This is a genomic window from Burkholderia sp. Ac-20392 (assembly GCF_017104585.1).
In the GTDB taxonomy this organism is placed as follows: Bacteria; Pseudomonadota; Gammaproteobacteria; order Burkholderiales; family Burkholderiaceae; genus Burkholderia; species Burkholderia lata.
Genome location: NZ_JAAGPB010000235.1, coordinates 1 through 12,838, shown reverse-complemented (window position 1 = coordinate 12,838; position 12,838 = coordinate 1). Strand labels below are relative to the sequence as shown.

Here is a 12,838-nt window from a genome sequence, read left to right as displayed (position 1 = left end):
GGCCGCCGAGCATCTGCATCTGGTCGGCGACGATTTCGGTCGAGTAACGATCCTGGCCGTCCTGACCTTGCCACTTGCGCGTGCGGATGCGGCCTTCGATATAGACCGACGAACCCTTCTTCAGGTACTCGCTGACGATTTCCGCCAGACGACCGAAGAACGCGACGCGATGCCACTCGGTCATTTCCTTGAAATCGCCGCTTGCCTTGTCCTTGTAGCGGTCGGTCGTCGCGAGACGGATGTTCGCAACCGCGTCGCCGCTCGGCAGGTAACGGACTTCAGGATCGGCGCCGAGATTGCCGACGAGGATGACCTTGTTGACGGATGCCATGTGTTTCTCCAGTAAATTCGATGCCGGGCCGCCCGCTCATGCTGTCGGTACGGCCCGCCGGGCAAGCCGGCGAACGCCGCCGGTGCCTGCCCGAAATGAGTTCAGGCCTTGCGCGGCGGCGCTTTCATGCTGGCCGCGATTATAAGCCACGCGGCAACGAGCCCAGAACACGTGTAGAAGACCGTATTGGCGCCACCGTGCTTCAGCAGCCAGCCGCCCACGATGCCGCCGAGCGCGAGCCCGATCGACTGCGTGGTGTTGTAGACGCCCGTGGCCGCGCCCTTGCGCGAACCGGGCGCGAGCTTCGACACGAGTGACGGCTGCGACGCTTCCAGGATGTTGAAGCCGAGGAAGTAGACGAAAAGGACCGCTGCCACAATCAGGATGGTATGCGGCGCGCTGCCCAGCAGCAATTGGCCGATCAGGATAGCCAGGATGCCGCCGAGCAGCACCGGCTTCATCTTGCCCCGTTTTTCCGCGACGATGATCGCCGGGACCATCATCACGAACGCGAGCCCCATCACCGGCAGGTAGACCTTCCAGTGCGAGGCGACCGGCAGGCCGCCATCGACGAGCAGGCGCGGCACGACGAGGAACAGCGCCGTCTGCGTCGCGTGCAGCACCAGCACGCCGAAGTTCAGGCGCAGCAGCTCGACGTTGTGCAGCACCTCGGCGAACGGCGCGGGCACGTGCACGGGCTTCGCCGCGTCGGGCACGATCCACAGCACGACGCCGATCGCGAGGATCGACAGCACGCCGACGATCGCGAACAGCCCGCTCATCCCGACCCAGTGGAACACGATCGGCGCACCGACGATCGCGACCGCGAACGACACGCCGATCGAGCCGCCGACCATCGCCATCGCCTTCGTGCGGTTCTGCTCGGAGGTCAGGTCGGCGATGAACGCGAGCACCGCGGACGACACCGCGCCCATCCCCTGGATCACGCGGCCGACGATGATCCACGTGATGTCGTGCGCGGACGCGGCGACGAAGCTGCCGATCGCGAAGATCACGAGACCGGTGGCGATCACCGGCTTGCGGCCGAACTTGTCGGACGCCCAGCCGTAGAAGATATAGAACAGCGACTGCGTGACGCCGTAGGCCCCGAGCGCGATACCGACGAGCAGCACGTTGTCGCCGCCCGGGATGGTTTTCGCGTAGACCGAGAACACCGGCATGATCATGAACAGGCCGAGCATGCGCAGCGCGAAGATCGCCGCGAGCGACGTGGTCGCGCGCAATTCGGGCGCAGTCATGCGGGAAGACGTGGCAGACGGATTGGACATCGGGAATGAATTTCGAATGATCGGAATGTCCGCCCGACACCGGGCGGCGGAAGATCAGGACCAGCGGCCCGGGAGGCTTGGCCGGCAACACGTCGGGGCAGGATTCAGGCAGCCCGCAGGCCGCCCGGAACCGCGCGGCGCGGCCGCTTTCCCGGCGCAGGCGCCATCTTGCTGCCACCTGCTGCTAAGGCTGGGGGCCCCAAACGACGGCCTCGAAAAGCCGTTATAGTAGCAGGTTTGGTTCCCTCCATTTTCGCCAGGTTCATGGAACAGATCCGCATCCGTGGGGCTCGTACCCACAACCTGAAAAACGTCAATCTCGACCTGCCGCGCCACAAGCTGATCGTGATTACCGGGTTGTCCGGGTCGGGCAAGTCGTCGCTCGCGTTCGATACCCTTTATGCCGAGGGCCAGCGCCGCTACGTCGAAAGCCTGTCCGCGTATGCCCGCCAGTTCCTGCAGCTGATGGAGAAACCCGACGTCGACCTGATCGAAGGCCTGTCGCCGGCGATCTCGATCGAGCAGAAGGCGACGTCCCACAACCCGCGTTCGACCGTCGGCACGGTCACGGAAATCCACGACTACCTGCGACTTTTGTTCGCACGTGTCGGGACGCCGTACTGCCCCGACCACGACATCCCGCTGGAAGCGCAGAGCGTGTCGCAGATGGTCGATGCGGCGCTCGCGCTGCCCGAGGAAACCAAGCTGATGATCCTCGCGCCCGTCGTCGCGAACCGCAAGGGCGAGCACGCCGAGCTGTTCGAGGACATGCAGGCGCAGGGTTTCGTGCGCTTTCGCGTGCGCTCGGGCGGCGGTACCGCGAACGAAGGCGTCGCGAAGATCTACGAGGTCGAGTCGCTGCCGAAGCTGAAGAAGAACGACAAGCACACGATCGACGTCGTCGTCGACCGACTGAAGGTGCGCCCGGACATGAAGCAGCGCCTCGCCGAGTCGTTCGAGACGGCGCTGCGCCTCGCCGACGGTCGCGCGATCGCGCTCGAAATGGATACCGACCACGAGCACCTGTTCAGCTCGAAGTTCGCGTGCCCGATCTGCTCGTACTCGCTGCAGGAGCTCGAGCCGCGCCTGTTCTCGTTCAACAACCCGATGGGCGCGTGCCCGGAATGCGACGGCCTCGGCCAGATCACGTTCTTCGACCCGAAGCGGGTCGTCGCGCACCCGTCGCTGTCGCTCGCCGCCGGCGCCGTGAAGGGCTGGGACCGCCGCAACCAGTTCTATTTCCAGATGCTGCAGAGTCTCGCGGCGTTCTACGAATTCGACATCGACGCCGCATTCGAGGATCTGCCGGAAAAGATCCGGAAGGTGCTGCTGTTCGGCTCGGGCAAGCAGACGATCCCGTTCTCGTACATCAACGAGCGCGGCCGCACGACGATCCGCGAGCATGTGTTCGAAGGGATCATCCCGAACCTCGAGCGCCGCTACCGCGAGACCGATTCGGTCGCGGTGCGGGAAGAACTCTCGAAGTACCAGAACAACCAGCCTTGCCCGTCCTGCGACGGCACGCGCCTGCGCCGCGAAGCGCGCCACGTGCGGATCGGCACGGGCGACTACGCGCGCGGCATCTTTGAAATCAGCGGCTGGCCGCTGCGCGACGCACTCGGCTATTTCGACGGCCTGACGCTCGAAGGCGCGAAACGCGAGATCGCCGACAAGGTGATCAAGGAAATCGTCGCTCGCCTCACCTTTCTGAACAACGTCGGCCTCGACTACCTGTCGCTCGAGCGCAGCGCCGAAACCCTGTCGGGCGGCGAGGCGCAGCGCATCCGGCTCGCGTCGCAGATCGGCTCGGGCCTCACGGGCGTGATGTACGTGCTCGACGAGCCGTCGATCGGCCTGCACCAGCGCGACAACGACCGCCTGATCTCGACCCTCAAGCATCTGCGCGACCTCGGCAACTCGGTGATCGTCGTCGAGCACGACGAGGACATGATCCGCACGGCCGACTACGTCGTCGACATGGGCCCGGGCGCCGGCGAGCACGGCGGCGTGATCGTGGCCGAGGGCACGCCGAAGCAGGTGCAGTCGAACCCGCAGTCGCTCACCGGCCAGTACCTGGTCGGCAAGCGCACGATCGAGTACCCGGACGAGCGGCTCGCCCCCGATCCCGAGCGGATGCTGCGCATCGTCGACGCGCACGGCAACAACCTGAAGCATGTCGATCTGGAGCTGCCCGTCGGCCTGCTGACCTGCATCACCGGCGTGTCGGGTTCCGGCAAGTCGACGCTGATCAACGACACGCTGTATCACGCGGTCGCGCGCCACCTGTACGGTTCGTCGGCCGAGCCGGCGCCGCACGAGGCGATCGAGGGTCTCGAGCACTTCGACAAGGTGATCAACGTCGACCAGTCGCCGATCGGGCGCACGCCGCGCTCGAACCCGGCCACCTACACCGGCCTGTTCACGCCGATCCGCGAGCTGTTCTCGGGCGTGCCGACCTCGAAGGAGCGCGGCTACGATCCGGGCCGCTTCTCGTTCAACGTGAAGGGCGGCCGCTGCGAATCGTGCCAGGGCGACGGCGTGCTGAAGGTGGAAATGCACTTCCTGCCGGACGTCTACGTGCCGTGCGACGTGTGCCACGGCAAGCGCTACAACCGCGAAACGCTCGAAGTGCAGTACAAGGGCAAGAACATCAGCGAAGTGCTCGACATGACCGTCGAGCATGCGTACGCGTTCTTCAGCGCGGTGCCGGTCATCGCGCGCAAGCTGAAGACGCTGCTCGACGTCGGCCTCGGCTACATCCGCCTCGGCCAGTCGGCCACGACGCTGTCGGGCGGCGAGGCGCAGCGCGTGAAGCTGTCGCTCGAGCTCTCCAAGCGCGACACCGGCCGCACGCTGTACATCCTCGACGAGCCGACCACCGGCCTGCACTTCCACGACATCGCACTGCTGCTGGAAGTGATCCACCGGCTGCGCGACCAGGGCAACACGGTCGTGATCATCGAGCACAACCTCGACGTGATCAAGACGGCCGACTGGGTGATCGACCTCGGCCCCGAAGGCGGTGCCGGTGGCGGCCAGATCATCGCGCAGGGCACGCCCGAGCAGGTCGCGAAGACGAAGGCGAGCTTTACCGGCAAGTACCTCGCACCGCTGCTCAAGCGCCCGACCCGCAAGGTCGCGGCGGGCTGACGCTTCCCGCGCCGGCCCTCTCCTCCCGCGCGCGGCCGCCCGGCCGCGCGCGCCCGATCTGCCCCCCTCTCGTTTTCCCTTCTGCGTTTACACCATGCGCCAAACGGCCCCGTTGCGGACCATAATGGCGGCTATACTTTACGGTCGTAAGGTTCGCCGTACGCACCAATCCGGTGCGGCGCCGGGCGAACACGGCTCTGCCTCGCATTCCGCGGCATGACACACGAACGACAGGAATCCACGATGGAGAAGCAACCAGACTCGTCTCGCGATGCGCAGAATCGCGAACCGCACCTGCGCAGTGTGCGGCTGACGAGCGATTTCAGCCTGCCGAAGCTGTCGGCACTCGAGATCGGCAGCTATGTGTTCGCGATCCTTGCCATGTGGCTCGTGATCGAACTCAAGCTGCTCGGCGGGCTGCTGGCCGGCCTGCTCGTCTACCAGCTGATCCACACGATCGCCCCCGTGATCGAACGCCACACCACCAGCATGCGCGCGCGCTGGGTCGCCGTCGTGCTGCTGGCGATCGCGATCGTCGGCGGGCTGACGGGCCTGACGATCGGCATCATCGAACACTTCGAGCACACGGTGCCGAACCTGCAAAGCCTGCTCGGCCAGCTGATGCAGATCGTCGAGCAGACCCGTGCACGCACGCCAACCTGGATCGCGAACCTGCTGCCGGTCGACGTCGAGCAGATGAAGGCGAAGGCCACCGTGCTGATGCACACGCACATGGACCAGCTCCAGCAAAGCGGCAAGAGCGTCGCGCGCGGTTTCGGCCATGTGCTGTTCGGGATGATCATCGGCGCGATGATCGCGATCGGCGTCGAGCACGGCAAGGTGCGCCGGCCGCTGTCCACGGCGCTCGTCACGCGCGTGTCGCGCTTCTCCGACGCATTCCGCCGGATCGTGTTCGCGCAGATCAAGATCTCCGCGATCAACGCGGTGTTCACCGGCATCTACCTGCTCGTCGCGCTGCCGATCTTCCACGAGCGGCTGCCGCTATCGAAAACGCTCGTGCTCGTCACGTTCATCGTCGGCCTGCTGCCCGTGATCGGCAACCTGATCTCGAACACGCTGATCGTCGCCGTGTCGATGTCGGTCAGCATGGGCACTGCGATCGCGTCGCTGGCGTTCCTCGTGATCATCCACAAGCTCGAATACTTCCTGAACGCGAAGATCATCGGCGGCCAGATCGAGTCGCGCGCATGGGAGTTGCTGCTCGCGATGCTGATCATGGAAGCCGCATTCGGGCTGCCGGGCGTGATCGCCGCACCGATCTTCTATGCGTACCTGAAGCGCGAGCTGTACCTGCTGCGGCTGATCTGAAGCAGCCCGCGCATTAAAAGCGATAAAAAAACGCCGCGCCCCGTGAAGGGCGCGGCGTTTTTGCTTGTGGGAGCCGGTTTGTCCGGCGCCCGACGAATCAGCGGAACACGACCGTCTTCGTCCCGTTCAGCACGATCCGGTGCTCGACGTGCCACTTCACCGCGCGCGCAAGCGTCACGCATTCGACGTCGCGGCCGATCGCGGTCAGCTGGTCGGGCGTCATGCTGTGGTCGACGCGCTCGACTTCCTGCTCGATGATCGGGCCTTCGTCGAGATCGGTCGTCACGTAGTGCGCGGTCGCACCGATCAGCTTCACGCCGCGGTCGAACGCCTGGTAGTAAGGCTTCGCGCCCTTGAAGCTCGGCAGGAACGAATGGTGGATGTTGATCGCGCGGCCGGCGAGCTGCTTGCACATGTTCGGCGACAGGATCTGCATGTAGCGCGCGAGCACGACGAGATCCGCCTGGTGCTCGTCGATCACTTCCAGCACGCGCGCTTCCTGCGCGGCCTTCGCGGCATCGGACGAACCGCCGATCAGCGGGAAGTGATGGAACGGAATGTTGTAGCTCGCGGCGAGCTGGTAGAACTCCTTGTGGTTCGACACGATCGCCGGAATCTCGATCGGCAGCTGGCCGGTGCGATAGCGGAACAGCAGGTCGTTCAGACAGTGGCCGATCTTCGACACCATGATCACGACGCGCGGCTTCACGGCCGCGTCATGCAGCTCCCAGCGCATCGCGAACTGCTCGGCGAGCGGCGCGAACTCCCGGCGCAGCGTGTCGAGCGCCGTCGCGGCATCCGCGCCGCCGCCATCCTGCTCGAAGTGCACGCGCATGAAGAATTCGCTGGTGCGGCTGTCGCCGAACTGAGCCGAATCGAGGATGTTGTTGCTGCGCTCGAACAGGAAGCCCGAAACCGCATGGACGATGCCGTGCCGGTCGGGGCACGACAGTTTCAAGATAAAGCTGTGATCGGTCGGCATGACCGCTACTCCCTTCGTTTCCGTATTCGTCAAATTGCCCGTTCGCGCCGCCAGGCTGCGTGCGCGGCACGCGTCACGCGGCCGGTGCGAACAGTGCGTCGATGCCTGCCGCGTCGGCCGCCGGGATCCAGCGGTGGCGCAGCAGCGTGTCGAGCGTCGCGAGGCTTGCATCCATCGTCGCGCGGCCGGCGCGCAGCCAGCCGATCACCTCGGGCACGCCGGCCAGCAGGTGCTCGGCCACTTCGCCGTCCTGGTTGCGCGGCGCGAAATCGCGCGGCAGCGGCAGGTCGTACACGAAGATCAGTTCGGATTGCGTGCCTTCCGGCAGCGAGTTCAGCACCTGCACAGCGCGACCCGCGATCGCGCGCGCGGCCAGTTCAGGCGGAATGCCGGCTTCTTCCCAACATTCCTTCGCGAGCGTCTCGTGAACGCCCAGGCCCCAGCCGATCCCGCCCGCGACGACGTTGTCGAGCATGCCGGGGTCGGTTGCCTTGGTCTCGCTGCGGCGGCCGAGCCACATCTGCGGGACAGTCGCGGCGGACGGCTCGCCCGGCGCAACCGCACATTCTACGATGCCGTTCAGATGCACCGCGTAAGTCTGCGTACCGAAGAAGCGCGACGCGGCGCGCTCGATGTACGCGAGCGGCGGATCGTCGAAGCGGTTGCGGATCGCGTAGATCTCGTCGCGCCAGCCGGGAATCGCGCCTTCGGCCGCGAGCGCGCCGATCGCGCTCGCCAGCGCCATGCTGCGTGCGTCGACCGAGTCGTAGCGCGCCGACAGCACGACGTGCGCATCGGTCAGCTCGAACACGTCGGGCCAGCGGGCGAGCATCGCGACGTCCTGGCGGCGCACCCAGCCGACCGCCTGGCCGGCAATCTCGAAACGCAGGTGCGCGGCCGGATCGAAGCGACGCGCGGCCGCAATGCACGGAAACGTCATCGCGCTCAGTCCTTCAGCGCGACGCGGATGCCGATCGCGATGAACGTCGCACCGGCGATCCGGTCGAGCCACACGCCAACCTTCGGGCGGCGCTTCAGCCACGCGCCGATCATGCCCGCACCGACGCCGAACAGCGAAAAGACCGCGGCCGTCTGCAGCATGAACAGCGCGCCGAGTTCGAACATCTGCAGCGTCACGCTCTGCGCGCCGTGCGGATCGACGAACTGCGGCAGGAACACGACGAAGAACAACGTGACCTTCGGGTTCATCAGGTTGCCGATCACGCTCTGGCGGAAGATCGTGCCGAGCGGCTGCGGCGGACGCTCATGCGCATTCGCGAGGCCCTGGCTGCGCAGCGCCTTGATGCCGATCCATACGAGGTACGCGGCGCCCGCGAGCTTCAGGATCTGGAACGCGACCGGCGACGAACGCAGCACGGCCGCGACGCCGAGCGCCGCGAGCGTCGTGTGGAACAGGATCCCGGCCGTGAAGCCGAGCGCGGCGACGAAGCCGGCCGCGCGGCCCTGCGAGATGCCGCGTGCGAGCACCTGCAGGTTGTCGGGACCCGGCGCGAACGTGATCGCGATCGACGTGGCGAGAAACAGCATGAAGTTGGGCATCGTGACCTCGCTGCGTAACGTGGAAACTCAGACGGGCCGGCGTTCAGTGGCCGGCGAATTCGGTAACGGTATAAACCGGCAGTCCCGCGTTGCGCAGCAGCGCCGAGCCGCCGAGATCGGGCAGGTCGATGATCGCCGCGCCTTCGACGACTTCCGCGCCGAGCCGCTGCAGGAGGTTGCGCCCCGCCATCATCGTGCCGCCGGTCGCGATCAGGTCGTCCATGATGATCACGCGGTCGCCGGGGCGGCACGCGTCTTCATGGATCTCGACCGTCGCGCTGCCGTATTCGAGGTCGTACGATTCCGAGCGTGTCTTGTACGGCAGCTTGCCGACCTTGCGGATCGGCACGAAGCCGACGCTCAGTTCGTACGCGACGATCGGCGCGATGATGAAGCCGCGCGCGTCGAGGCCCGCGACGTAGTCGAGCTTCGCATCGACATAGCGCTCGACGAACAGGTCGACGAGGATGCGCAGCGCCTTCGGGCTCTGCAGCAGCGTCGTGATGTCGCGGAACATCACGCCCGGCTGCGGCCAGTCGGGCACCGTGCGGATCTGGCTGTGGATGAAGGCGACCGGATCGAGCGGTGCGCCCGACGACGAATGCGGCATGAAACTCTCCGAAAAAAACGGTGCGCGAAGATCGGGCACCGTTTCGAATAAATACGGGTCAGGTTATCAAACCAAGCGCGGCTCAGGCAGCCGCGGCTGGCGGATCGCGCCGATGGCGCGACAGCCGCTCCTCCGCGAGCGCGAGCGCCTCGGGCAGCCCGCGCAGCACGACGATGTCGCTCGCGCGCAGCTTGGTTTGCGGATCGGGTTCGACGCCGCGGATGCCGTGCCGGCGAATCGCCGTGACTTCGAGCCCGAGTGCATACAGCCCCAGTTCTTCCAGCGAACGCCCGACCGCGTCCGCGCGCGCATCGACCGGCACCGATTGTAGCCGCACCTGCTCGTGGTCGTCGTCGTCCGCGTCGTCCGCGCCGCGGAAATAGCCGCGCAGCAGGCTGTAGCGTTCGTCGCGCATTTCCTCGACGCGCCGCACGACCTTGCGCATCGGCACGCCGACCAGCACCAGCGTGTGCGATGCGAGCATCAGGCTGCCCTCGACGATTTCCGGAATCACCTCGGTCGCGCCCGCCGCGAGCAGCTTCTCGAGATCGGCGTCGTCGACGGTACGCACGATCGCGGGCAGCGTCGGCTCGAGTTCGTGCACGTGATGCAGCACGCGCAGCGCGGACGGCGTGTTCGCATAGGTGATCGCCACCGCCGCCGCGCGGTGGATACCGGCCGCGAGCAGCGACTCGCGGCGCGCCGCGTCACCGAACACGACCGATTCGCCGGCCGCCGCGGCCGCGCTCACGCGATCGGGGTCGAGGTCGAGCGCGACGTACGAGATGCCTTCCTGTTCGAGCATCCGCGCCAGGTTCTGGCCCGCGCGGCCGTAGCCGCAGATGATCACGTGGCCGCGCTGCTTGAGGCTTTGCGTCGCGATCCGCGTCATCTGCAGCGACTGCTGCATCCATTCGGTCGACGACAGCCGCATCACGATCCGGTCGGCGTTCTGGATCAGGAACGGCGCCGCGAGCATCGACAGCAGCATCGACGCGAGGATCGCCTGCAGCAGCGTCGAATCGACGAGATGGCGGTCGAGGATCAGGTTCAACAGCACGAAGCCGAATTCGCCGGCCTGCGCGAGCCCGATGCCGGTGCGCATCGCGACGCCCGGTGTCGCGCCGAACAGCCGCGCGAGCCCGGCGATCATCGTCCCCTTGAACAGGATCTGCCCGACGAAGAAACCGAGCACGAGGAACGGGTGCTCCCAGATCACGCGCGGATCGAGCAGCATCCCGGTCGTCACGAAGAACAGGCCGAGCAGCACGTCGCGGAACGGCTTGATGTCCTCCTCCACCTGATGGCGGAACGGCGTCTCGGAGATCAGCATCCCCGCGATGAATGCGCCGAGCGCGAGCGACAGGCCGAAGCGGTCGGTGATGAACGCGGCGCCGAGCGTGACGAGCAGCAGGTTCAGCACGAACAGTTCCTGCGAACGGCGCCGCGCGACGACGTTGAGCCAGCGCGTCATGAAGCGCTGGCCGATGACCAGCAGCAGCGTGAGCGCGATCACGATCTTGACGGCCGCGAAGCCGAGCGTGATTGCGAGGTCTTTCGACGATTCGGCGCCGAACGCGGCGATCACGATCAGCAGCGGCACCACCGCGAGATCCTGGAACAGCAGCACGCCGAAGATGTTGCGGCCATGCTCGGTCTCGATCTCGAGCCGCTCGGCGAGCATCTTCGACACGATCGCCGTCGACGACATCGCGAGCGCGCCGCCGAGTGCGATGCTGCCCTGCCACGTGATGTGCACCCAATGTTCGAACAGCGCGCCCAGCACGAGCGCGAGCACGAGCGTCGCGACGACCTGCAGCAACCCGAGCCCGAATACGAGCCGCTGCATCGACCTCAGCTTCGCCAGCGAGAATTCGAGGCCGATCGAAAACATCAGGAACACCACGCCGAATTCCGCAAGGTGCTCGGCCCGCTCCAGGTCTGCCGCGATGCCGAACGCATGCGGGCCGACCAGGATGCCGACGGTCAGGTAGCCGAGCATCGGCGGCAGGTTCAACGAGCGGAATACGACGACGCCCACCACTGAGGCCAGCAGCAGCAGCAGGGTCATTTCGAGCGGGGAAATCACGGGCGAAGCGTCCTCGTTCGTCGGGGCCACGGCAATGCGGGCGCGGGTGGTGGCGGTGGTCAGGCGACCTCGGACGAGTCCGAAGGCCCGGCGCGGCGAACAAACGCCTTTGCTATACTCCGCGCATGATAGCGAAAATCAATGATGATCGGGCGCTCGCGCTCGCCCGCGACGTGCTCGACATCGAGGCGGACGCCGTGCGCGCGCTGCGCGACCAGCTCGACGGCGGCTTCGTCCAGGCCGTCGCGCTGCTGCTCGGCTGCCGCGGCCGCGTGGTGGTGTCCGGTATCGGCAAATCGGGGCATATCGCCCGCAAGATCGCGGCCACGCTGGCCAGCACCGGTACGCCGGCCTTCTTCGTCCACCCTGCCGAGGCCAGCCACGGCGACCTCGGGATGGTCACCTCCGACGACGTCTTCATCGGCATCTCCTATTCCGGCGAATCCGAAGAACTCGTGGCGATCCTGCCGCTCGTGAAGCGGATCGGCGCGAAGCTGATCGCGATCACGGGCCGTGCGGAATCGAGCCTCGGCACGCTCGCCGACGTGAACCTGAACGCCGCGGTCTCGAAGGAGGCCTGCCCGATGAACCTCGCGCCCACCGCGAGCACGACCGCCGCGCTCGCGCTCGGCGACGCGCTCGCCGTGGCGGTGCTCGACGCGCGTGGCTTCGGCTCGGAAGATTTCGCGCGCTCGCACCCGGGCGGCGCACTCGGCCGGCGTCTGCTCACCTACGTGCGCGACGTGATGCGCTCGGGCGACGACGTCCCGTCCGTCGGGCTCGACGCGACGCTGTCGGACGCCCTGTTCCAGATCACCGCGAAGCGCCTCGGCATGACCGCCGTGGTCGACGCCGACGGCAAGGTCGCGGGCATCTTCACGGACGGCGACCTGCGCCGCGTGCTCGCGCGCGACGGCGACTTCCGCACGCTGCCGATCACCGACGTGATGACACGCGCCCCGCGCACGGTTGCACCGGATCACCTGGCGGTCGAAGCCGTGGAACTGATGGAGCGCCACCGGATCAACCAGATGCTGGTGGTCGATGCCGACGGCGTGCTGATCGGCGCGCTGAACATGCACGACCTGTTTTCGAAGAAGGTGATCTGATGAGCGCAGCGCTGACTGCGGCCGAACGCGCGAGCCGCGTGAAGCTGATGATTTTCGACGTCGACGGCGTGCTGACCGACGGCGGCCTGCTGTTTACCGCGGCCGGCGACACGATGAAGTCGTTCAATTCGCTCGACGGCCACGGCGTGAAGCTGCTCGGCGAAGCCGGCATCGCGACCGCGATCATCACGGGCCGCCGCTCGGAGATCGTCGCGGCGCGCGCGAAGGAAATGAAGATCGCGCACCTGTTCCAGGGCGTCGAGAACAAGCTCACCGTGTTCAACGACCTGATCGCCTCGCTCGGCCTCGCCGCCGACCAGTGCGGCTACATGGGCGACGACTGGCCCGACCTGCCCGTGATGCTGCGCTGCGGCTTCGCGACTGCCCCA

The 12,838-nt window shown here is 66.6% G+C and carries 11 protein-coding genes; 4 read left to right on the top strand and 7 right to left on the bottom strand.

The window, feature by feature from the left end; genetic code table 11:
* Together G3N99_RS23480 and G3N99_RS23475 are read right to left on the bottom strand one after the other, a co-directional pair.
* The coding region (locus G3N99_RS23480; protein ID WP_206123586.1) for a single-stranded DNA-binding protein at positions 1–331 on the bottom strand (331 nt) is incomplete at its 3' end.
* Between the two features lie 101 nt (positions 332–432).
* On the bottom strand, positions 433–1,620 hold the full coding sequence (locus G3N99_RS23475; RefSeq protein WP_043187349.1) for an MFS transporter: 1,188 nt from the start codon (positions 1,618–1,620) through the stop codon (positions 433–435).
* A gap of 264 nt (positions 1,621–1,884) precedes the next feature.
* On the opposite strand from G3N99_RS23475, the gene uvrA reads away from it, so the two are divergent.
* Positions 1,885–4,770: an excinuclease ABC subunit UvrA gene (gene uvrA, locus G3N99_RS23470; RefSeq protein WP_174937860.1), complete on the top strand. Its 2,886-nt coding sequence runs from the start codon at positions 1,885–1,887 to the stop codon at positions 4,768–4,770.
* Between the two features lie 243 nt (positions 4,771–5,013).
* Positions 5,014–6,099 carry a hypothetical protein gene (locus tag G3N99_RS23465; protein WP_174937858.1) on the top strand — a complete coding sequence of 362 codons (1,086 nt, stop codon included), beginning with the start codon at positions 5,014–5,016 and terminating at the stop codon, positions 6,097–6,099.
* A 97-nt stretch (positions 6,100–6,196) separates the two neighbouring features.
* Here the strand turns inward: G3N99_RS23465 and purU are convergent, their stop codons facing one another.
* The 5 genes from purU to G3N99_RS23440 all read right to left on the bottom strand — a co-directional run bounded on the left by purU (position 6,197) and on the right by G3N99_RS23440 (position 11,340).
* Positions 6,197–7,081 carry a formyltetrahydrofolate deformylase gene (gene purU / locus G3N99_RS23460; protein WP_174937856.1) on the bottom strand — a complete coding sequence of 295 codons (885 nt, stop codon included), beginning with the start codon at positions 7,079–7,081 and terminating at the stop codon, positions 6,197–6,199.
* A 73-nt stretch (positions 7,082–7,154) separates the two neighbouring features.
* Positions 7,155–8,021: a DUF4743 domain-containing protein gene (locus G3N99_RS23455; RefSeq protein WP_206123585.1), complete on the bottom strand. Its 867-nt coding sequence runs from the start codon at positions 8,019–8,021 to the stop codon at positions 7,155–7,157.
* A 5-nt stretch (positions 8,022–8,026) separates the two neighbouring features.
* Complete coding sequence (locus G3N99_RS23450) at positions 8,027–8,641, bottom strand: LysE family translocator (protein ID WP_206123584.1); 615 nt, start codon at positions 8,639–8,641, stop codon at positions 8,027–8,029.
* A 43-nt stretch (positions 8,642–8,684) separates the two neighbouring features.
* Positions 8,685–9,251: an adenine phosphoribosyltransferase gene (locus tag G3N99_RS23445; RefSeq protein ID WP_011353218.1), complete on the bottom strand. Its 567-nt coding sequence runs from the start codon at positions 9,249–9,251 to the stop codon at positions 8,685–8,687.
* 82 nt (positions 9,252–9,333) lie between these two features.
* Positions 9,334–11,340 carry a monovalent cation:proton antiporter family protein gene (locus tag G3N99_RS23440; RefSeq protein ID WP_174937850.1) on the bottom strand — a complete coding sequence of 669 codons (2,007 nt, stop codon included), beginning with the start codon at positions 11,338–11,340 and terminating at the stop codon, positions 9,334–9,336.
* A 125-nt stretch (positions 11,341–11,465) separates the two neighbouring features.
* Between G3N99_RS23440 and kdsD the strand changes: the two genes are divergently transcribed.
* Together kdsD and G3N99_RS23430 are read left to right on the top strand one after the other, a co-directional pair.
* Positions 11,466–12,449: an arabinose 5-phosphate isomerase KdsD gene (gene kdsD / locus G3N99_RS23435; RefSeq protein ID WP_174937849.1), complete on the top strand. Its 984-nt coding sequence runs from the start codon at positions 11,466–11,468 to the stop codon at positions 12,447–12,449.
* Positions 12,449–12,838: 3-deoxy-D-manno-octulosonate 8-phosphate phosphatase (locus G3N99_RS23430; RefSeq protein WP_206123583.1), on the top strand; the 390-nt coding region annotated here is incomplete at its 3' end. The genes kdsD and G3N99_RS23430, both read left to right, overlap by 1 nt.

Bases quoted from the DNA above. Each gene is read 5' to 3' on its own strand.
- G3N99_RS23455 (WP_206123585.1), bottom strand. From the start codon at position 8,021: ATGACGTTTCCGTGCATTGCGGCCGCGCGTCGCTTCGATCCGGCCGCG.
- G3N99_RS23445 (WP_011353218.1), bottom strand. From the start codon at position 9,251: ATGCCGCATTCGTCGTCGGGCGCACCGCTCGATCCGGTCGCCTTCATC.
- G3N99_RS23475 (WP_043187349.1), bottom strand. From the start codon at position 1,620: ATGTCCAATCCGTCTGCCACGTCTTCCCGCATGACTGCGCCCGAATTG.
- kdsD (WP_174937849.1), top strand. From the start codon at position 11,466: ATGATAGCGAAAATCAATGATGATCGGGCGCTCGCGCTCGCCCGCGAC.
- G3N99_RS23465 (WP_174937858.1), top strand. From the start codon at position 5,014: ATGGAGAAGCAACCAGACTCGTCTCGCGATGCGCAGAATCGCGAACCG.
- purU (WP_174937856.1), bottom strand. From the start codon at position 7,081: ATGCCGACCGATCACAGCTTTATCTTGAAACTGTCGTGCCCCGACCGG.
- G3N99_RS23450 (WP_206123584.1), bottom strand. From the start codon at position 8,641: ATGCCCAACTTCATGCTGTTTCTCGCCACGTCGATCGCGATCACGTTC.
- uvrA (WP_174937860.1), top strand. From the start codon at position 1,885: ATGGAACAGATCCGCATCCGTGGGGCTCGTACCCACAACCTGAAAAAC.